This window comes from Streptomyces thermolilacinus SPC6 (assembly GCF_000478605.2).
GTDB classification, from domain to species: Bacteria; Actinomycetota; Actinomycetes; order Streptomycetales; family Streptomycetaceae; genus Streptomyces; species Streptomyces thermolilacinus.
Genome location: NZ_ASHX02000001.1, coordinates 1,468,366 through 1,488,724 on the forward strand (window position 1 = coordinate 1,468,366; position 20,359 = coordinate 1,488,724).

17 protein-coding genes are annotated in these 20,359 nt (G+C 72.9%); 6 read left to right on the plus strand and 11 right to left on the minus strand.

The window, feature by feature from the left end:
• Positions 1 to 132: 132 nt before the first annotated feature.
• Positions 133 to 1,437 (minus strand): aminotransferase class III-fold pyridoxal phosphate-dependent enzyme, encoded by a 1,305-nt coding sequence (locus J116_RS05940; RefSeq protein ID WP_051203661.1) that lies wholly within the window; start codon positions 1,435 to 1,437, stop codon positions 133 to 135.
• 497 nt (positions 1,438 to 1,934) lie between these two features.
• Between J116_RS05940 and J116_RS05945 the strand changes: the two genes are divergently transcribed.
• Positions 1,935 to 3,113: a trypsin-like serine peptidase gene (locus tag J116_RS05945; RefSeq protein WP_028963732.1), complete on the plus strand. Its 1,179-nt coding sequence runs from the start codon at positions 1,935 to 1,937 to the stop codon at positions 3,111 to 3,113.
• Positions 3,114 to 3,332: 219 nt separating this feature from the next.
• Here the strand turns inward: J116_RS05945 and hflX are convergent, their stop codons facing one another.
• From hflX to miaA, 6 genes are all read right to left on the minus strand, one after another.
• The gene (gene hflX / locus J116_RS05950; protein ID WP_023586181.1) at positions 3,333 to 4,826 is read right to left on the minus strand and encodes a GTPase HflX; all 1,494 of its coding nucleotides are present in this window, start codon (positions 4,824 to 4,826) and stop codon (positions 3,333 to 3,335) included.
• Between the two features lie 137 nt (positions 4,827 to 4,963).
• Positions 4,964 to 6,550, minus strand: coding sequence for a M1 family metallopeptidase (locus J116_RS05955; RefSeq protein ID WP_023586182.1), 1,587 nt, complete (start codon positions 6,548 to 6,550; stop codon positions 4,964 to 4,966).
• Between the two features lie 95 nt (positions 6,551 to 6,645).
• A complete protein-coding gene (locus tag J116_RS05960; RefSeq protein WP_023586183.1) occupies positions 6,646 to 8,733 on the minus strand; it encodes a RelA/SpoT family protein in 2,088 nt (695 codons plus the stop codon).
• A gap of 314 nt (positions 8,734 to 9,047) precedes the next feature.
• Positions 9,048 to 9,920 carry a diaminopimelate epimerase gene (gene dapF / locus J116_RS05965; RefSeq protein WP_023586184.1) on the minus strand — a complete coding sequence of 291 codons (873 nt, stop codon included), beginning with the start codon at positions 9,918 to 9,920 and terminating at the stop codon, positions 9,048 to 9,050.
• Between the two features lie 67 nt (positions 9,921 to 9,987).
• A complete protein-coding gene (locus J116_RS05970) occupies positions 9,988 to 10,458 on the minus strand; it encodes a hypothetical protein (protein ID WP_023586185.1) in 471 nt (156 codons plus the stop codon).
• 105 nt (positions 10,459 to 10,563) lie between these two features.
• The gene (gene miaA / locus J116_RS05975; RefSeq protein ID WP_023586186.1) at positions 10,564 to 11,502 is read right to left on the minus strand and encodes a tRNA (adenosine(37)-N6)-dimethylallyltransferase MiaA; all 939 of its coding nucleotides are present in this window, start codon (positions 11,500 to 11,502) and stop codon (positions 10,564 to 10,566) included.
• Between the two features lie 182 nt (positions 11,503 to 11,684).
• Here miaA and J116_RS05980 point away from each other — a divergent pair, with 182 nt between their 5' ends.
• Positions 11,685 to 12,053, plus strand: coding sequence for a hypothetical protein (locus J116_RS05980; RefSeq protein WP_023586187.1), 369 nt, complete (start codon positions 11,685 to 11,687; stop codon positions 12,051 to 12,053).
• Positions 12,054 to 12,122: 69 nt separating this feature from the next.
• On the plus strand, positions 12,123 to 12,392 hold the full coding sequence (locus J116_RS05985) for an antitoxin (RefSeq protein ID WP_023586188.1): 270 nt from the start codon (positions 12,123 to 12,125) through the stop codon (positions 12,390 to 12,392).
• A 138-nt stretch (positions 12,393 to 12,530) separates the two neighbouring features.
• Here the strand turns inward: J116_RS05985 and J116_RS05990 are convergent, their stop codons facing one another.
• Together J116_RS05990 and miaB are read right to left on the minus strand one after the other, a co-directional pair.
• Positions 12,531 to 13,265, minus strand: a complete 735-nt coding sequence (locus J116_RS05990) for a class III extradiol dioxygenase subunit B-like domain-containing protein (RefSeq protein ID WP_023586189.1) — start codon at positions 13,263 to 13,265, stop codon at positions 12,531 to 12,533.
• Positions 13,266 to 13,416: 151 nt separating this feature from the next.
• Positions 13,417 to 14,931 carry a tRNA (N6-isopentenyl adenosine(37)-C2)-methylthiotransferase MiaB gene (gene miaB / locus J116_RS05995; protein ID WP_028963733.1) on the minus strand — a complete coding sequence of 505 codons (1,515 nt, stop codon included), beginning with the start codon at positions 14,929 to 14,931 and terminating at the stop codon, positions 13,417 to 13,419.
• A gap of 89 nt (positions 14,932 to 15,020) precedes the next feature.
• On the opposite strand from miaB, the gene J116_RS06000 reads away from it, so the two are divergent.
• The gene (locus J116_RS06000; protein ID WP_023586191.1) at positions 15,021 to 16,034 is read left to right on the plus strand and encodes a TAXI family TRAP transporter solute-binding subunit; all 1,014 of its coding nucleotides are present in this window, start codon (positions 15,021 to 15,023) and stop codon (positions 16,032 to 16,034) included.
• Between the two features lie 22 nt (positions 16,035 to 16,056).
• Here J116_RS06000 and J116_RS06005 read toward each other — a convergent pair whose 3' ends face one another.
• Both J116_RS06005 and J116_RS06010 read right to left on the minus strand, forming a co-directional pair.
• The gene (locus tag J116_RS06005) at positions 16,057 to 17,481 is read right to left on the minus strand and encodes a sensor histidine kinase (RefSeq protein ID WP_023586192.1); all 1,425 of its coding nucleotides are present in this window, start codon (positions 17,479 to 17,481) and stop codon (positions 16,057 to 16,059) included.
• A 31-nt stretch (positions 17,482 to 17,512) separates the two neighbouring features.
• Positions 17,513 to 18,250, minus strand: coding sequence for a response regulator transcription factor (locus tag J116_RS06010; RefSeq protein WP_023586193.1), 738 nt, complete (start codon positions 18,248 to 18,250; stop codon positions 17,513 to 17,515).
• 428 nt (positions 18,251 to 18,678) lie between these two features.
• Between J116_RS06010 and J116_RS06015 the strand changes: the two genes are divergently transcribed.
• Positions 18,679 to 19,464, plus strand: coding sequence for an amino acid ABC transporter ATP-binding protein (locus J116_RS06015; RefSeq protein ID WP_023586194.1), 786 nt, complete (start codon positions 18,679 to 18,681; stop codon positions 19,462 to 19,464).
• Between the two features lie 55 nt (positions 19,465 to 19,519).
• A complete protein-coding gene (locus J116_RS06020; RefSeq protein WP_028963734.1) occupies positions 19,520 to 20,344 on the plus strand; it encodes a glutamate ABC transporter substrate-binding protein in 825 nt (274 codons plus the stop codon).
• Positions 20,345 to 20,359: the final 15 nt, after the last annotated feature.

Below are 20,359 nucleotides of genomic sequence, written 5' to 3' on the forward strand. Positions count from 1 at the left end.
ACAGTCGGCCCGCCACGCGTGCGTCTCCGCCCGCTTCCGGCCACTCCCCGGTGGCGACCGCCTCGCGCAAAGGGCCCACTTCACCCGTGCGAGCCACTTCCGGCACTCCAGGTTGACGGAAGGGCCGCGCCCTCAGCGGGGCTGGGACCGCTCGGCCGCCGCGAGGGCGTCGGCGAAGCGGTCCAGTACGGCGTCGGCCTGCCCGTCGGTGAGCGTCAGCGGCGGCAGGAGCCGTACGACCCCGGAATGCCGACCGCCCGTGGCGACGATGAGGCCCCGTTCCAGACACTCCCGTCGCACCGCCTCCGCCAGGGCCGGGGCGGGCGGCGGTACGTCCCCGAAGCGGGCCGCCGTGTCGACCAGTTCGACGCCGGTCATGAGCCCCCGCCCCCGTACGTCGCCCACGCACGGATGGGCGGCGGCCAGCTCCCGGAGCCGGGCCAGCAGCCGGGCGCCCAGCACGGCGGCCCGCTCCGCTAGGCGGTTGTCCCGCACGTACCGGAGAGTCGCCGTCCCGGCCGCCATCGCCAGCTGGTTGCCCCGGAACGCGTCCGCGCGTCCGCACCGCCCGCCGCGGTCGAGCCCGGAGCGGTAGACGATCACGGACAGCGGGAGCGAGCCGCCGAGGGCCTTGGACACGACGAGCACGTCCGGGACGATCCCGCTGTGCTCGACCGCCCAGAACGCCCCCGTGCGCCCGAGGCCGGTGAGCGTCTCGTCGGCGATCAGCGGGATCGACCGGGCCTCGGTGATCTCCCGCATGCGGCGCAGCCAGCCGTCGGGCGCGGGCACCACCCCGCCGCCGCTCCCCACCGGCTCGACGATCATCGCGGCGGGCGGCTCGGCGTGGAACTCGGGCGCGTCGAGCAGGGTCTCGGTCCAGCGGGCGGCGAGTTCCGCCCCGCCCCGGCCGTCGACGCCGAACGGACAGCGGTACGGGTGCGGGTACGGCAGCCTCGTCACCCGGCGCTCCGCGACGCCGCCGGGCGCGTCGGGGCGGCCGGACAGCGCCTCGCCGCCGTCGTGCGAGGCCCCGGTGAAGGTCAGCAGGCCGGTACGGCCGGTGGCCGCGCGGACCACGTCGAGCGCCGCGTTGACCGCGTCCGAGCCCGCGGGTCCGCAGAACTGGATGCGGGCCTCGCGCGCCAAGGCGGGCGGCAGGGTCGCGAACAGTTCGGTCGTGAAGTCGTCCCGGACCGGGGTGGCGAGGTCCAGGACGTGCAGCGGGGCGCCCGAGTCGATGACCTTCTTGACCGCTTCCAGAACGACCGGGTGGTTGTGGCCGAGGGCGAGGGTGCCCGCGCCTGAGGTGCAGTCGAGGTAGCGGCGGCCGTCCGCCGCCTCGATGGTCACGCCCCGGGCGCGTACGGGGACGACGGGCAGCGAACGGGCGTAGGTGCGGGCGGCCGGCTCGCGGAGGGACTGGCGGCGCAGGATGCCCTCGGACCCGGCGGCCGGAACGGCCTGCCCGCCGGGCGCCGGAGCGGCCTGCCCGCCGGGGGCGGGAACGGTGTCCGGTCCGGCGGGCCGGGGGCCCTCGGTGCCGGACGGAGTGCCTCCGGGTCCGGCGGGCGGTGCCGCCGTGGCTGGTTCGGTCGCGGCCACGTCTGGGGTCCTCCCGTCGGTAACGGTCTGTCGCACATCGGTACGGCGCCCGGCCGCTCCGCGTTCGGTGCGGGCCCGGCGTCCCGCCCGTACCAACGACGACATCTCCGGGGGATCACGGTCATTCCGAAGATCCGGGCCCCGGGGAACCGCCGCCCTGCCGCACACCGTCCCCAACGGCACCGGCATAGTGGGGGCCGCACTTCGGCGCCCGGCGCCCCGGCAGCGCCCCGCGCGGCCGGAGTGTGAAGTTCCGCAATACGTAGTTCCGCGTTGGAGGAGCGCTTTCCCGGAAGCGCTCGGTTCACGAAGTCCCAGGGGGATCACTCATGCGAACGATTCGTCCGTTGCTCGCGTCAACCGCCGTCGCGGCGGCGCTGGCGCTGACCGCCACGGGCTGCGGCCCCGAGGAGGACCCGGCTGCCGCGCCGAGCGCCTCCGCGGTCCAGACCCCCGCCGCGGACGGGAAGATCACCATCCCGGACGAGCTGAAGGACCGGCTCAAGGAGCACGGGATCGACCTCGACAAGTGGCGGGGCGGCGAGTGGAAGAACTGGGACAAGGACAAGTGGCTGCGTGAGGCGCAGGACTTCGTCAACCCGATCATCGAGGACCTTTGGGACCCGGACCGGATGCGGGAGGCGGAGGAGCCGGACCAGCCCGTCGAGGACGGTGACCTGCCCGACGACGCCGGGGTGACGGACCCGACGCCGAAGCGGGTCGAGGCCACCGCGGTCGAGCCGGAGTACCACGGCAGCGCGCCGGAGGCCGGCAAGCTCCTCTTCGACGGCCCCAAGGGCTCGATGGTGTGCTCGGCCACGGTCGTGAAGGACCCGGCGAACCCGGGCAAGTCCAACCTCGTGTGGACGGCCGGGCACTGCGTCCACGCGGGCAAGAACGGCGGCTGGTACCGGAACATCGCGTTCGTCCCGTCGTACAACAACAAGGGTCTTTCGACGGCCGAGCTGGAGAAGGCGTCCCGTGAGGACGTCGCGCCGTACGGCGTGTGGTGGGGCGACTGGGCGCAGACCTCGGAGCAGTGGATCGACCAGGGTGCGCCGACGGGCGGCCAGGGCGCCCCGTACGACTTCGCCGTCATCCATGTGACGCCGGAGAAGGGCAGCGGCGGCAAGTCGCTGGAGGAGACGGTCGGCTCGGCGCTTCCGGTCGAGTTCGCGGCGCCGGCCGCGTCGAAGATCGCGAGCATGGAGGCGACCGGTTACCCGGCGGCGCCGCCGTACGACGGCCAGAAGCTGTTCCAGTGCGCCGACAAGCCGGGGCGGCTCTCGGTGAAGGCCAGCCAGCCGACGATGTACCGCATCGGGTGCAGCATGACCGGTGGTTCGTCGGGCGGTGGCTGGGTGGCCACGGGCCAGGACGGCAAGCCCGCGCTCGTGTCGAACACCTCGATCGGGCCGGTGCAGGCGGGCTGGCTCGCCGGGCCGCGTCTGGGCGCTGAGGCGAAGGGTGTCTTCACGGCCGTCAGCGAGAAGTTCGCCGGGCGATGAGCCTGAGCGCGTCAGCGCCGGGGGCGCGCCCGTCAGACGGGCGCGCCCGGGTGGCCGCCCCCGGTGGCCGGGGGCGCCTCGGTGGGCGTGCCTGCCGGTAGGCCGTCGGGATGCGGCCGACCGGCTTCGGCGAGGACACGGACAAGGAAGCGGGGTTCCCCGGCCGGTGCGGCCGGGGAACCCCGCTTCCTTCGTGTGCCGTGACGGCGGCCTTGTGCGTCAGGCCGCGACGACGCTGTACGGAGCCAGCAGCGCGGCGAGCTCGCTGTGCACCCGCGCCTTGAGCAGCGTGCCCTCCGCGGTGTGCTCCTCGGAGATCACCTCGCCCTCGGCGTGCACCCGCGAGACGAGTCCGCCCTGCGTGTACGGGACGAGCGCCTCGACCTCGACCTCCGGGCGGGGCAGCTCGGCGTCGATCATCGCGAGCAGTTCCGCGATGCCCTTGCCGGTCCGCGCGGAGACGGCGATCGCGTGCTTCTCGACCCGCAGCAGCCGCTGGAGGACGAGCGGGTCGGCCGCGTCCGCCTTGTTGATCACGACGATCTCGGGCACGTTGGTCGCGCCCACGTCGCGGATCACCTCGCGCACGGCGGCCAGCTGCTCCTCTGGCGCCGGGTGCGCGCCGTCCACCACGTGGAGGATCAGGTCGGAGTCGCCGACCTCCTCCATCGTGGAGCGGAACGCCTCGACGAGGTGGTGCGGCAGGTGCCGGACGAAGCCCACCGTGTCGGCCAGCGTGTACAGCCGGCCGCTGGGCGTCTCGGCCCGGCGGACCGTCGGGTCGAGGGTGGCGAACAGGGCGTTCTCCACCAGCACGCCTGCGCCGGTCAGCCGGTTGAGCAGGGACGACTTGCCGGCGTTGGTGTACCCGGCGATGGCGACCGACGGCACCTTGTTGCGGCGCCGCTCCTGGCGCTTGATGTCGCGGCCGGTCTTCATCTCCGCGATCTCCCGGCGCATCTTCGCCATCTTCTCGCGGATCCGGCGCCGGTCCGTCTCGATCTTGGTCTCACCGGGGCCTCGGGTGGCCATGCCGCCACCGCCGCCGCCACCCATCTGCCGGGACAGCGACTGACCCCAGCCGCGCAGTCGAGGCAGCATGTACTGCATCTGGGCGAGCGCGACCTGCGCCTTGCCCTCGCGCGACTTGGCGTGCTGGGCGAAGATGTCGAGGATCAGAGCGGTGCGGTCGACCACCTTGACCTTGACGATGTCCTCCAGGTGGATGAGCTGGCCGGGGCTCAGCTCACCGTCGCAGACGACGGTGTCGGCGCCGGTCTCCAGCACGATGTCGCGCAGCTCGTCCGCCTTGCCCGAGCCGATGTACGTGGCCGGGTCGGGCTTGTCGCGGCGCTGGATGACGCCGTCCAGGACGAGCGCGCCCGCCGTCTCGGCGAGGGCGGCCAGCTCGGCCAGGGAGTTCTCGGCGTCCTGCACGGTCCCGGAGGTCCAGACGCCGACCAGCACGACGCGCTCCAGGCGCAGCTGCCGGTACTCGACCTCGGTGACGTCTTCGAGCTCGGTGGAGAGGCCGGCCACTCGGCGGAGCGCGGCACGCTCCTGGCGGTCGAACTGGTCGCCGTCCCGCTCTCCGTCGATCTCGAAGCTCCAGGCGACGTCCTCTTCCATCAGTGCATCGGCCCGAAGGCTCTCGGCGCGGTTCGGCTCCGCGGAGCTCAGCTTGTCCTGGGAAGGGGATGAAGAGGAGGTCATTGGGTCCTTACGTCGATGGAAAAGTCGATTCGTCAGGCACAACGCCTGCTCTCCCCGGATGATTCCCGGAAAGGGCCCGGGCCACTCCGCGGCGGCGTCGCCGACGTGACGATGGTCGCACGGCCCCGCGGGGCCCGTCACGCGGGTTTCCGCCCGGCCGCGGCCGCCGCGGTCGGGGCGGGGGCCTGGGCCGCCGTGGCCTGGGCGGCGGCGGCCTGGGCCGCCGTGGTGGGGGCCGGGACGGGAGCCGCCGTCTTGGCGCTGGGCGCCGCCGGGCCCCGGGCGGGTGACGCGCTGCGCCAGTCGGGGTGGCCGGGCATGGGCGGGGTCTTCTCGCCGTACAGCCATCCGTGCAGGAAGCCGGTGAGATCGCGGCCCGCGACGGCGGAGGCGAGGCGGACGAAGTCGTCGGTGCCCGCGGTGGCGTGCGCGTGGTCGGTCACCCAGCGCCGCTGGAGGGTGTCGAAGGCGGCGGCGCCGATCTCCTGGCGCAGGGCGTACAGGACGAGGGCGCTGCCGTCGTAGACGACCGGCCGGAAGAGGCCCGACTTGCCGTCGCGCCCGGGCGGGCGGGGCGCGGCCGGGGGGCCGCCCGCCGCGCGCCAGCCGTCGGAGGCGGTGTACGCCTCGCGCATGCGCTTCGCCAGGGTGCCGTGGCCGGTCTCCTCGGCGTAGAGGGCCTCGTACCAGGTGGCGTGGCCCTCGTTGATCCACAGGTCGGACCAGGCGCGCGGGCTGACGCTGTTGCCGAACCAGTGGTGGGCCAGCTCATGGACCATGACCGACTCGATGTACCACTCGGGGACCCCGGGGTCGGTGAACAGGCCCCGCTCGAAGAGGGAGAGCGTCTGGGTCTCCAGCGCGAAGCCCGTGGCCGCGTCGGCGACGAGCACGCCGTACGTCTCGAAGGGGTACCGGCCGATCCTGCGTTCCATCCAGCGCAGGTGGTCGGGGGTCTTCCGCAGCCAGCGCTCCATCCGCTCCCGGTCGGCGGCCGGGACGACGTCGCGCAGCGGCAGGCCGTGCGGGCCGGTGCGGCGGACGACGGCGGAGCGGCCGATGGAGACCTGGGCCAGCTCGGTCGCCATCGGGTGGGCGCCGCGGTACGTCCAGGTCGCGGTGGGGCCGGCGACGGCGTGGGCGACGGCGCGGCCGTTGGCGACGGCGACGAGATCCTTGGGGGTGGTGACGCGGATGGTGAAGTACGCCTTGTCGGCGGGGTGGTCGTTGCAGGGGAAGACGCGGTGGGCGGCGTCGGCCTGGTTGGCCATGGCGAGGCCGTCGGAGGTGCGGATCCAGCCGCTGTCGGCGCCCGCGGCGGTCGGGTCGCTCGTGTGGGTGACGGCGATGGTGATCCGCTCGCCCTTGCCGACCGGCCGGTCGGGCCGCACGACCAGGTCTTCCCCGGTGCCGGTGAAGTGCGCGGGACGGCCGTCCACGGTGACGGACTCGACGGTTCCGTGGGCGAAGTCCAGGTTGACGCTCTCCAGCCGCTGGGTGGTCCGTGCGTCGATCTTGGTGAGCGTGTCGAGTGGCTTGCGGTTGTCGCCGCCGTACGTGAAGGCGATGTCGTACGCGAGGACGTCGTAGCCGGGGTTGCCGAGGTACGGGTACAGCGGGTCGCCGATGCCGAGCGGTCCGGGTGCGGGTACGGCCGCCGCGATGAGCCCCGCGGACGCCGCGGCGAGGAGGGCGGCGCGCAGGCGTGGGGAGGTGAGGGTCATGGGCCACCGCTACCAGCGCGCCCGGCGCACCCGAACGGGCGCCGCGCGCGGGCGTACGGTGGTCCGTCCGGCGGCGTCCGTGCGCCCGGTCGGGGCTACTGCGTCGAGGCGGGGTGCTGGGCGCGGCTCACGTCGTACACGCCCGGTACGTCGCGCATGGCGCGCATCAGGGCGGGCAGGCCCGTCGCGTCGGGCAGCTGGAGCGTGTACGTGTGGCGGACGCGCTGTTCGCTGGGGGGTTCCACGGTGGCGGAGACGATGGCGGCGCCCGCCGTGGCGATGGCCTCGGTGAGGTCGGCGAGCAGCCGGGGGCGGCCGAACGATTCGGCGACGAGCGTGACGCTGCAGGCCGCGGCGCCGCTCCAGCGCACGGTGACCGGCCGCCGCCCGAGGTTCTCCATGCGGCGTACGGCGGGGCACTCGGCGCGGTGGACGGTGACGGCGCCGCCGCGTACGGCGAACCCGGTCACGGCGTCGGGCGGTACGGGGGTGCAGCAGCCGGCCAGGCGGACGCCCGTGTGCGGGGCGTCCACGATGGCGTTGGCGGTGGGCTGGCGGCCGGTGACGACGGCGGCGGGCGGGCGCGGGTCGGCGGCCGGGGCGTCGGCGTCGTGGGGGTGGCTGGCCAGCCAGTGGCCGATGGCGATGCGGGCGGTGGGCGTGCGGGCGTGTTCCAGCCAGTCGGGGGACGGGCCGGAGCCCGCGTCCTCCGCGAGCAGCGGCTGCACGGTGTCGCCGTCGTGGAGGACGGTGCCGAGCGTGGCGAGGCGGCCGTTGACGCGGGCGCCGACGCAGGCGTGGGCGGCCGTTCCGTGCTGCTCGTACGCGGCGTCGATGCAGGTGGCCCCGGCGGGGAGGGCGAGGGTGCCGCCGTCGGGGAGGAAGACGGTGATCTCACCGTCCTGGGCGAGGTCGGCGCGCAGCGAGGTCCAGAACGTGTCGGGGTCGGGTGCGGACTGCTGCCAGTCGAGGAGGCGGGAGAGCCAGCCGGGGCGGGTGGGGTCGGCGCGTTCGCCGTCGTCGGCCGTTTCCGAGCCGTCGGCGGGGGCGGCCGCGTACGGGTTGCCGAGGGCGACGACCCCGGCTTCCGCGACCTTGTGCATCTGGTGGGTGCGGATGAGGACTTCCGCGACGGCGCCGTCGGGGGCGGCGACGGCCGTGTGCAGCGACTGGTACAGGTTGAACTTGGGGGCGGCGATGAAGTCCTTGAACTCGGAGATCACCGGCGTGAAGCAGGTGTGGAGCTCGCCGAGCACGGCGTAGCAGTCGGCGTCCTCGCCGACGAGGACGAGGAGCCGCCCGAAGTCGGTGCCGCGCAGTTCGCCGCGTTTGAGGCTGACGCGGTGCACGGAGACGAAGTGGCGGGGGCGGACGAGGACTTCGGCGGTGATCCCGGCGTCCCGCAGGACGGTGCGCACGTCGTCGGCGACGGTCGCGAGGGCGTCGCCCGCGTCGGCGTTGCGGGCGATGAGGGCGCGGGTGCGCTCGTACTCGACGGGGTGGAGGATGGCGAAGACCAGGTCCTCCAGCTCGGTCTTGAGCGCCTGGACGCCGAGCCGTTCCGCGAGGGGGATGAGGACGTCGCGGGTGACCTTGGCGATGCGTGCCTGTTTCTCGGGGCGCATGACGCCGAGGGTGCGCATGTTGTGCAGCCGGTCGGCGAGTTTGATCGACATGACGCGGACGTCGTTGCCGGTGGCGACGAGCATCTTGCGGAACGTCTCGGGCTCGGCGGCGGCGCCGTAGTCCACCTTCTCCAGCTTGGTGACGCCGTCCACGAGATAGGCGACCTCCTCGCCGAACTCCTCGCGAACCTGGTCGAGCGTCAGATCGGTGTCCTCGACGGTGTCGTGGAGCAGGGAGGCCGTCAGTGTCGTGGTCTCCGCGCCCAGCTCGGCGAGGATGAGCGTGACGGCGAGGGGGTGGGTGATGTACGGCTCGCCGCTCTTGCGGAACTGGCCGCGGTGGGACGACTCCGCCAGCTCGTACGCGCGGCGCAGGACGGCCAGGTCGGCGTCGGGGTGGTGGGCGCGGTGGGCGTCCGCGACATGGCCGATGGCGTCGGGCAGGCGGTCACGGGCGGTGGGGCCGAGCAGCGCGGCGCGGCCGAGTCTGCGCAGGTCGATTCTGGGGCGGCCGCGCCTGCGGCCGGTGGCACTGGGATCGGTGGCCTCTGCGCTCATGGGGCACCTCCGGCGGCGTGGACCGGCGGTGGGCGGGTACGGCGTGGCCGCCCTGCCGGTGCTTGATGCTACCGAGCCCACCACGTGGCGCAGTCCCGCTCTCGCCCAGCGTGAACGGGATCACCCATTCGAGCGAGGCCCGCGCGCGTACCGTTTCGCTCCCTGATCGAACCTGGTGACCGGGCGGCCGTTTCGGAGAGCCGGGCCTGGTGCGGACGGGCGATCCGGAGAGCCGTGGCCTGGTGCTCGGAGGGGCCGGTCCGGTGAGCCGGGCCCGGCGCGCGGACGACCGTTCGGTGAGCCAGGCGGGCTGCTCAGACGGCCGGTTCGGTGAGCCAGGAGGGGTCGATGTGCCCCTCGGCGACGATCACGGCGGGTCCCGTCATCTCGATCTGCCCGTCGGGCCGCTCGGTGATCACCAGCGTGCCGCCGAGGACATCCACCGTGTACGTGACGGGAACGCCCGTCTCGGCCGGGTCGACGCCGTCGCGGCGGGCAGTGGCGACGGCCACGGCGCACGCGCCCGTGCCGCACGAGCGGGTCTCGGCGGCGCCGCGCTCGTGGACGCGCATGGCGACGTGCCGGGGGCCCCGGTCGGCGACGAACTCGATGTTGACCCCGTCGGGGTAGACGGCGGCGGGGGCGTAGGGCGGCTCGGTGTACAGGGTGCCGGCGTGGGCGAGGTCCTCGACGAAGGCGACCGCGTGGGGGTTGCCCATGTTGACATTGCGCGCGGGCCAGCTGCGGCCGTCCACGGTGACCGTGACACCGGCCTCGGGGAGGGCGGCGCGGCCCATCGAGACGGTGACGTCGCCGTTCTTGGCGAGGTGGACGGGCTTGACGCCGCCGCGGGTGGCGACGGCGATGTCCCCGGCCGTGACATGCCCGGCGTGCATCAGGTAGCGGGCGAAGACGCGGACGCCGTTGCCGCACATCTCGGCGACGGAGCCGTCGGCGTTGCGGTAGTCCATGAACCACTCGGCCTCGTCGGCCATGTGGCGGGCCTCCGGGTGGGCGGCGCTGCGCACGACGTGCAGCACCCCGTCGCCGCCGATCCCGGCGCGCCGGTCGCAGAGCCTGGCCACCAAGGTGGCGGGCAGGTCGATGGCGTTGTCCGGGTCGGGCACGATCACGAAGTCGTTCTCGGTGCCGTGGCCCTTGAGGAAGGCGATGGGTGCGGTGCTCACGCGATCAATCGTACGGGGCCGGTACGACAAAGCTCTCGGGCAGGCGCGTCAGCGCGGGCGGGTCGCGTCAGCGCAGGCGGGCGACGCGCCAGACGGCGAGGGCGACCATCAGGGTGACCCCGGCGGCGTACAGGGCGACCACGCGCCAGTCGGGGCGCTCGCCGGAACCGCGCGGGGGCAGGCCGGGCCAGGTGTACCCGACGCGGCGGGCGGCCATCATGCCCCAGCCGGCGGCGCAGCCGCACAGCAGCAGACCGAGCATCGCGAGGACGGCGCCGCCGTCGCCCGAGCCGAAGGCCAGCGGGAAGGCGAACATCAGGGAGCCGAGCGCGCCGAGACCGACGATCGGGGCGAGCTGCCAGATGCGCAGGCGCCGCTGCGGGCGCAGCTCCACCTCGACCTCGTCCGGGGTGATGTCCTGCGCCCCGTCCTCGGTCAGCTCGGGGCCGTCCGGGCTGAGCCCCGGCGCTTCCGGCCCCTGCGGTTCTCCGCCGTCCGGCGCTTCTCGCCGCTCTCTGTCGCGAGGGCCGGCCTCCATCGCCACGCGCCCTCCCCACTCGGTCCACTGGTCGATCGATGCTCGATGATGGCACGGCCACGGCCACCGAAATGACGGTCAGGGCGTCCCGATGCCATCACGTGATCAGGCTGTAACCGCTCGTTCGACCAACGTCAGGGCATGGCGCGGGAGTTCCCCGCGGTCGGCGGCGGCTCCACTGAGCCACCTGACCCGCGGGTCACGGCGGAACCAGGAGTCCTGACGGCGCGCGAAGCGCTTGGTGGCGCGTACGGTCTCGTCGCGCGCCTCCTGTTCGGTGCACTCGCCCGCCAGCGCGGCGAGGACCTGCTGATAGCCGAGGGCGCGGGAGGCGGTGCGGCCCTCGCGCAGGCCCCGCTGCTCCAGCTCGCGCACCTCGTCGACGAGTCCGGCCTCCCACATGCGGTCCACGCGCGCGGTGATCCGGGCGTCCAGCTCCGGGCGCTCGACGTCCACGCCGATCTGGATCGTGTCGTACACGGAGTCGTGGCCCGGCAGGTTGGCGGTGAAGGGCTTGCCGGTGATCTCGATGACCTCCAGGGCGCGCACGACGCGCCTGCCGTTGCTCGGGAGGATGGCGCGGGCGGCGTCGGGGTCCGCGGCGGCGAGCCGGGCGTGCAGGACGCCGGAGCCGCGCTCCTCCAGCTCCGCCTCCAGGCGGGCGCGGACGACGGGGTCGGTGCCGGGGAACTCCAGGGCGTCGATGGCACCGCGTACGTACAGGCCGGAGCCGCCGACGAGGACGGGGGTACGGCTCTCGGCGAGCAGGCGGTCGATCTCCGCGCGCGCGAGGCGCTGGTATTCGGCGACGCTGGCGGTTTCCGTGACGTCCCAGATGTCGAGGAGGTGGTGGGGGATGCCGTCGCGCTCCTCCGGGGTCAACTTGGCGGTACCGATGTCCATCCCTCGGTACAGCTGCATGGAGTCGGCGTTGACGACCTCGCCGCCGAGCTCCTGCGCCAGGTGGACGCCCAGATCGGACTTTCCGGCTGCGGTGGGGCCGACGACGGCGATGACGCGGGGGGCGGGGACTGTGCTGCTCACCGCCCCAGTCTCGCAAACGTCGGGCGGTGTCCCCGAACGAGTTACGTGACGGGGTGCGACCGGCGTCGTTGCCAGTTGCGAGGTTCCGTCCGCCGGTTCAGGCACCGGCCCCTCCGGGCGACGCAATGGGACGCTCCGGACGGCGCGGAATTTCGCCCACACGAGTACGCTATGGAGTTGATATGGGCGTTTTTGCATGGTTTCGCCGGAAGGGTGAGAAAGGCGAGCAGACTGCCGAAGCCACCGCCGACGCGGCACAAGAAGGCACCGCGCTGGCGGCCGACGAGGGCAAGCCGGCCGAGCGGCCCGAGCAGTCCGTTGCGTCGGCGCCCGACGCAACGGACGCCGGGGAGCGCTCCAAGGCGTCCGGCGCGGAGGCGACGAGCGGCGAGGGGGCCCTGTGCGAGGCGGCTCCGAACCGTTCGGCCGTGAGCGAGGAGATCCCGGGCGAGGCGGCTGCGGGTGACGCGGCCGAGGGCGTGGAGATCCCGAAGCAGCAGTCGAACGAGGAGGCGGCGGACAACGAGGCAGGCGATGGCGCCCGCACGTAAGCAGGGCCGACGGAATGGTTCCGTCCGGCCGAGTCCGGTGCGAACCGGCCATTTCGAGGAAGGTGGGCCATGGGCTTCCTGGACACGTTGAAGACCAAGCTCGGCCCGGCCAAGGGCAAGGTCTCCGATCTCGCCCAGCAGCACGGCGACAAGATCGACCACGGCATCGAGAAGGCCGCCCGGATGGTGGACCACAGGACCAAGGGCAAGTACACCGACAAGATCGAGTCGGGAACGGTCAAGGCCAGGAACGCCATGGACCGGCTCGCTCACCGGGACGACGAGGGCGGCACCCCGCCGGGGCCTTCGGCGACACCGCCCACCCCGCCACCGGCCTGACCCCACCGGCCGGCCGGGGCACGCGGCACAGCGGGCGGTCGCGGAGCACGACGCTCCGCGACCGCCCGCCGCCGCTTCCTAGGACCGTTCCCGGCAACATCGGCCACGCATGACCAGGCCCCACAGGCCCAGGCCGCGTCAGGACCAGGCCGCGACCAGGTAGCCCACGCCGTACGGGGCGCCGTCGTAGAGCAGCCGGCCGTCGAGGGACTCGGTGTGCGCGGCGCCCGCGAGGACCTGCCAGGGGGCACGTCCGGCGGCCTTCAACTCGTACGCGAGTCCGGCGTCCAGCTCCGCCAGGGCGCCCGTGTCGGCGGCGCCCAGGGCCCGGGCGGCCCGCGCGTCGAAGTCACCCGCCCGCTCGTCCAGATATCCGGGCGCCTTCACGGAGCGGCAGGCGCTGCCGTCGCCCATCACCAGCAGGGCCACGCGAGGAGCCCGTACGGCGAGCTCCCGGCCCAGCTCCGCGCAGCGCTCGGGCGCCAGCCGCTCGGCCACACCGACGCCCTCCACGGGCGCGTCCGCCCAGTCGGCGCGCTGGAGCAGCCAGGCGGCCACGGCCAGAGACGGGGGCAGCCGCCTGGTCCCTGAGGCGTCCCGCGCCTCCCCGGCCCCGAGCCGTACGTCCACGTCCACGCCGAAGCCCTGGAAGCCGCCCACGGCGCCCTCCGGGTGCGTCACGGTGCCGTCCGCACCGGGGTCGGCCTCCGCCTCGGGGCCGACCACCACGAGCCGGTCGGGGCGCGCGGCGGCCAGTACCCCGAGCGCGTCGAGGCAGGCCGCGCGCGCGTCGTCCAGTTCGGGGGCGGCACCGGTGGCGACGGCGGGGACGAGGAGCGGCGGGCAGGGGCAGACGGCTGCGGCGACAAGCATGATCCGCAGCGTAACCCGCACCCGCCGCCGGCCGGGCTCGCCGACGGGTCCCCGGCGCCGCGACCACGCACGCGCGGGTCGCCCCGTCCGGCCACGACCGCCCCGTACAGGCCGCGTCAGCCGACCTGCCGGGCGCTTCGCGCAGGCGGCCTCAGCCGACCGCGCAGCCGTTCTCGGCCGGGGGCAGGGGGGCGGGGACGCCGATCTGGGGCAGGCCGAGCATGACGCCCGCCGGCTTGGCCTCCTGGGCGGTCCGGCGCTTCTCCCAGGCGTCCCCCGCGCGCGTACGGCGCACAGCGGCGACGGGTCCCTCGGCGAGCAGGTGGTGCGGGGCCGCGTACGTGACCTCGACGGTCACCACGTCACCCGGGCGCACGTCCTCGTCCGGCCTGGTGAAGTGGACCAGACGGTTGTCGGGGGCGCGGCCGGAGAGGCGGCGGGTGGCGTCGTCCTTGCGGCCCTCGCCCTCCGCGACCATGACCTCCAGCGTGCGGCCGACCTGCTTCTTGTTCTCCTCCCAGGAGATCTCCTCCTGGAGGGCGACCAGCCGCTCGTAGCGGGCCTGGACGACCTCCTTGGGGATCTGGTTCTCCATCTCGGCGGCGGGCGTGCCGGGGCGCTTGGAGTACTGGAAGGTGAACGCCTGCGCGAAGCGGGCCTCACGGACGACGTGCAGGGTCTGCTCGAAGTCCTCCTCGGTCTCGCCGGGGAAGCCCACGATGATGTCGGTGGAGATCGCGGCGTGCGGGATGGCGTCGCGGACCTTCTCGATGATGCCGAGGAAGCGCTCCTGCCGGTACGAGCGGCGCATCGCCTTCAGGACCGTGTCGGAGCCGGACTGGAGCGGCATGTGCAGCTGCGGCATCACGTTGGGCGTCTCGGCCATCGCCGCGATGACGTCGTCGGTGAAGTCGCGCGGGTGCGGCGAGGTGAAGCGGACGCGCTCCAGGCCGTCGATCTTCCCGCAGGCGCGCAGAAGCTTGCTGAACGCCTCGCGGTCGCCGATGTCGGAGCCGTACGCGTTGACGTTCTGGCCGAGGAGGGTGATCTCGGAGACGCCCTCGGCGACGAGCGCCTCGATCTCGGCGAGGATGTCGCCGGGACGGCGGTCCTTCTCCTTGCCGCGCAGCGCCGGGACGATGCAGAAGGTGCAGGTGTTGTTGCAGCCGACGGAGATCGAGACCCAGGCGGCGTACGCGGACTCGCGGCGGGTCGGGAGCGTGGAGGGGAACGCCTCCAGCGACTCGGCGATCTCGACCTGCGCCTCCTCCTGGACGCGGGCACGCTCCAGCAGGACCGGCAGCTTGCCGATGTTGTGCGTGCCGAAGACGACGTCGACCCACGGCGCCTTCTTGACGATCGTGTCGCGGTCCTTCTGCGCGAGGCAGCCGCCGACGGCGATCTGCATGCCGGGCCTGCTGGCCTTCACCGGGGCGAGGCGGCCGAGGTTGCCGTACAGCTTGTTGTCGGCGTTCTCGCGGACCGCGCACGTGTTGAAGACCACGACATCGGCCTCGTCGGCGCCCTCGGCCGCGCGTACGTACCCGGCGTCCTCCAGCAGGCCGGAGAGACGCTCGGAGTCGTGGACGTTCATCTGGCACCCGTAGGTGCGAACTGCATAGGTACGCGTGACGTCCACTGTCTGGCTCCGGTCGCTGCTGGTCATGGAACAAGGGTAGGCGGTGCCGGAAGCGCCCCCGGCCCGGGCCGGGGGCGGCGGTTCCCTTCGCGGGGGCCTGCTGGCAGGATCGCGGCATGTCTCCCGTCCCGTCCCCCGCCGCCCCCGCGCCCCGAGCCGCCCGCCGCCGTGTCCGGTGGCCGGCCGCGGCGCTGCTGGTGGTGACCGGCCTGCTGCTGTGGTGGCTGGTGCCGTTCGGGCAGGAGCAGCCGAGCGGGAAGATCACGTTCAGTACGGGCGTGCGGACCGGCGTGTACCAGCGGTACGGGCAGCTGCTGAAGGAGGCGCTGGACCGGGAGCTGCCCCGTGTGACGGTGACCTTGCGCGACAGCGAGGGCTCGCAGCAGAACCTCGCGCGCGTGGCGTCCGGCGAGGCCGACTTCACGATCGCCACGGCGGACGCGGTCGCCACGTACGTGCAGGAGGGCCGTCCCGGCGCGGACGGGCTGCGCGGCTGTACGCGGCTGTACGACGACTATGTGCAGCTCGTCGTGCCGAAGGGCTCGCGGGTGCGGTCGGCGGGCGACCTGGAGGGGCTGCGCGTGGGCGTGGGTCAGGAGGGCTCGGGCGTACGGCTGCTCGCGGACCGGCTCCTGTCGGCGGCGGGTCTGGACCCGGCGAAGGACGTGCGGTCCGTGCCCGCCGGGATCGACACGATGCCGGAACTGCTGGAGCGGGGCGAGCTGGACGCGTTCTTCTGGTCCGGCGGGCTGCCGACCAACGCGGTGCTGCGGCTGTCGGAGCGCTTCCCGGTGCGGCTGGTGCCGCTCGACCAGAAGCTGGTGGACACGGTGCACGCGGAGGGCGGGCCGAGCCGCTACTACCGCTCCGCGGTGATACCGGCGGACGCCTACCCGCTGGCCCAGGACGAGCCGGTGCCGACGGTCGCCGTGCCGAACCTGCTGGTGACGACCGACCGCATGGGCGCGGAGCTGACGGAGGGCGTCACGCGGACGGTGATCGGGAGCCGCGACCGGGTGGGCCGCGTGGTGCACCCCGCGCAGGTGGTGGACCTCCGGACGGCCATCTACACGGACCCGCTGCCCCTCCACGACGGCGCCCGCGGCTACTACCGGTCGGTCAAGCCGTAGCGGCGGCCGTCGCACGTGCTCCCTACCGGCCGGTCAAGCCGTAGCCGCTGCCCGTCGCCGCCGGTTCGGTGCGGGGCACGGTGATCGTCACGCGCAGGCCGTGCGGGTCGTTGTGGGCGTACGTGAGGGTGCCGCCGCCCGCGGCCAGCAGCGCCCGGCTGATGGACAGCCCAAGGCCGGAGCCCTTGACGTTCTGGTGGCGGCCGCTGCGCCAGAAACGGTCGCCCACGCGGGCCAGCTCGTCGTCGGTGAGGCCCGGGCCCCGGTCGGTGACCACGATGGTGGACGTGTCGCCGCGGGCGCCGACCTCGACGGTGACCTCCTCGCCCTCCGGGGTGAACTTCAGGGCGTTGTCGATCACGGCGTCGAGGGCGCTCGACAGGGCGACCGGGTCCGCCCAGGCGGTGACCGCCGGGCCCGTCCCGGTCAGGCGGACGCCCCGCTCCTCGGCGAGGGGCCGCCACGCGGCGACCCGTTCGGCGGCGAGCTCCTTGATGTCGGTCAGCCTCAGGTCGGCGGAGGCGTGCTCGGCGAGCGCCAGGTCCAGCAGGTCGTCGAGGACCCGGGCCAGGCGCTTGCCCTCCGCCTGGACGGAGGCGATCTCCTCGTTCCCCTCCGGTAGTTCGAGCGCCAGCAGTTCGATACGGAGCAGGAGCGCGGCGAGCGGGTTGCGCAGCTGGTGGGAGGCGTCGGCGACGAACGCCCGCTGCTGCTCCAGTACCTGTTCGACGTTGTCGGCCATCTCGTTGAACGAGCGGGCCAGGCGCCTGAGCTCCGGGGGGCCTCCGGCCGCCGCGACACGCGAGTTGAGGCGGCCCGTGGCGATGTCGTGGGTGGCCGCGTCGAGTACCCGTACGGGCTTCAGCACCCAGCCGGTGAGGCGGATCGCCGCACCGACGGCGAGCAGCATCGCGGCGCACTCCCCCGCGGCGATGAGGAGCCAGCCGCGCAGGATACGGCTCCGCAGGGCGCCCGTCGGCGAGTCGGTGACCACCACGGCGACGACGTCCCCGTCCCGTACGACCGGCGAGGCGACGGCGAGGCGCGCGTCCGGCTGCCAGGGCCACACCTGCGGCGGGTCGTGGGAGCGGCGCCCGAGCCGGGCCTCGACCAGGGCTCGCCGCAGCTCGCCCTCCTCCGGGATGCGCCAGCCCTCGGGGGCGGCGGCCATGGTGGTGCCGTCGCGGTAGAAGACGCCCGCGTCAATGCCGTACACCTCGCGGTAGCGCAGCAGTTCACCCTGGAGGGTGGATTTCCGCTCGTCTATGCCGGGCCCGCTGTCGGTGACGTACTGGGCGAGCGCCGCGAAGCGGGCCGTGTCGTCGATGCGGTCCACGACGACGGTCTGCTGGTAGGCGGAGGCGAAACTCCCGGCGAGAGGGAAGCCGAGGGCCAGCAGGACACCGGCCATGAGGACGATCAGCAGGGGGAGGAGACGCGTACGCAAAGGGTCGCCCGTCGTTCCGGCCTGTCCGGCGCTACGCGCGCGGGGGCGCGGCCGGGGCGACGAGCCGGTATCCGACGCCGCGTACCGTCTCGATGAGCGCGGGCATCCTCAGCTTGGAGCGGAGGGACGCCACATGGACCTCCAGGGTCCGGCCGGTCCCCTCCCAGCTGGTCCGCCACACCTCGCTGATGATCTGCTCGCGGCGGAAGACCACGCCGGGCCGCTGGGCCAGCAGCGCGAGGAGGTCGAACTCCTTGCGGGTGAGCTGGACGGCCGCCCCGTCCACGGTGACGCGGCGGGTGGGCAGCTCCACGACGACCTGGCCGAGGCGCACCGGTTCCGCCGGTTGGGTGACGACGGGGTGGGAACCGGTGTCCTCGGGGTCGGCGGTGCCGGTCGCCCGACGGCTGACGGCGTGGATACGGGCGAGCAGCTCCCCCGTGTCGTACGGCTTGACCACGTAGTCGTCGGCGCCCAGGTTCAGGCCGTGGATGCGGGAGCGGACGTCGGCGCGCGCGGTCACCATGATCACGGGGGTGGTGGTGAGTTTCCGGAGCTTGCCGCAGACCTGGTAGCCGTCCTGGTCGGGGAGGCCGAGGTCGAGCAGGATCACGCCGAACGGGGGCCGTGCCGGGTCGTCGCAGGGCAGGACGGCCTTGAGCGCCTCCTCGCCGTTGCGGGCGTGGGTGACGTCGAAGCCGTGCTTCTTGAGGACGGCGGACAGAGCGGCGGCGACGTGGTCGTCGTCCTCGACCAGCAGCAGTCTCATTCGGCCCCCCTCCGGAAGTGGCTCACAGGTCTCGCGTGTACGCCGCGTACGCCGGTGCTGGGGCACGGTCCGGACACGCGGGCGGCACCACCTTCGTTTCCCCGAGTGGCGCGTGGTCGGTCGTACGGCGGGCGTGTCAGCCTGCCAGGTAAAGCGTCGTCGGTACACCTGGAATGGTGCCAGGACGTGACGGTCCCCGGGCAGCGTTGCGACATGAGCATGAACTCCGATGCGGGGGCGCGAGTCAAGAGCCGTCCGCGCCGGTGGCGCATCCGTTATGCAGCCGGTATTCCGGCACACCGCCCCGTTCACACGGTGTGTCCGGTTGCAGCCGGATCGTTATGCTCAATTTCCGCTCAGATGTGATGACGCTGCTCGTCAGGCGTGCTTAATGTCCTGTGCAACCGAGCAGGACGGAGCGAGAGGCGATGAGCGGAGTGTCAGTGACCAAGGGAGCAGCGGACGCCGCACCGACGGCGGGCGACCTGGTCGTACTGAGCAACGTCAACAAGCACTTCGGCGCGCTGCACGTGCTCCAGGACATCGACCTGACGATCGCCCGTGGCGAGGTCGTGGTCGTGATCGGGCCGTCCGGGTCCGGAAAGTCCACGCTGTGCCGCACCATCAACCGCCTGGAGACGATCGACTCGGGCACGATCACCATCGACGGCAAGCCGCTGCCCGACGAGGGCAAGGAGCTCGCCCGGCTGCGCGCCGACGTCGGGATGGTCTTCCAGTCGTTCAACCTCTTCGCGCACAAGACGGTGCTGGAGAACGTCACGCTGGGCCAGCTGAAGGTCCGCAAGGCGGACAAGAAGGACGCCGAGCAGAAGGCGCGGGCGCTGCTGGACCGGGTGGGTGTCGGTACGCAGGCCGACAAGTACCCGGCGCAGCTCTCCGGCGGCCAGCAGCAGCGCGTCGCGATCGCGCGGGCGCTGGCGATGGACCCCAAGGTCATGCTCTTCGACGAGCCCACGTCGGCTCTCGACCCGGAGATGATCAACGAGGTCCTCGAAGTGATGCAGCAGCTGGCACGCGAGGGCATGACGATGGTCGTCGTCACCCACGAGATGGGATTCGCCCGTTCCGCGGCGAACCGGGTCGTCTTCATGGCCGACGGCCGGATCGTCGAGGAGGCGACGCCCGACCAGTTCTTCAGCAACCCGCGCAGCGACCGGGCCAAGGACTTCCTGTCGAAGATCCTTCACCACTGACCACCCCCCTGCGCCGGACGACCACGGCCGGACCACGACACAAGGGATGTTCACCATGCAGTTCCGCAAGACCAGTGCGGCCCTCGCCGCGGTTCTGACCCTTTCGATCACCGCGACCGCGTGTGGCTCCGGCAACGACAAGGGCGGCGACGGTGACAAGATCACCATCGGTATCAAGTTCGACCAGCCCGGTCTCGGCCTGAAGACGGCGGACGGCAAGTACACCGGCTTCGACGTCGATGTCGCCACGTACGTCGCCAAGGAGCTCGGCTACAGCGCCGACAAGATCGAGTGGAAGCAGGCGCCCAGCGGCGAGCGCGAGAACCTCATCCGCAACGGTGACGTGAAGTTCATCGTGGCCAGCTACACGATCAACGACAAGCGCAAGGCCGTCGTGGACTTCGCCGGCCCGTACTTCCTGGCCCATCAGGACCTGCTGGTCCGCGCCGACGACAACTCGATCAAGAAGGCCGAGGACCTCAACTCCAAGAAGCTCTGCTCGGTCACCGGCTCGACCTCGGCGCAGAACGTCAAGACCAAGCTGGCCCCGAAGGCGGACCTTCAGGAGTTCGGCGGCTACTCGGAGTGCCTCACCGGTCTGGAGAACGGGGCCGTTGACGCCCTGACGACCGACGACTCCATCCTCGCCGGTTACGCGGCGCAGAAGGAGCACCAGGGCAAGTTCAAGCTGGTGGGCCTGGAGCTCAGCGACGAGCCGTACGGCATCGGCCTGAAGAAGGGCGACAAGGAGCTCCGCGACAAGATCAACGCGGCGCTCGAGAAGATGAAGTCGGACGGTTCCTGGGACAAGTTCGTGAAGGCGAACTTCGGCCCCGCGAACTACCAGAGCGAGCCCGCGCCGCAGATCACCGAGAAGTGAGCCGCCCCGTCGCGT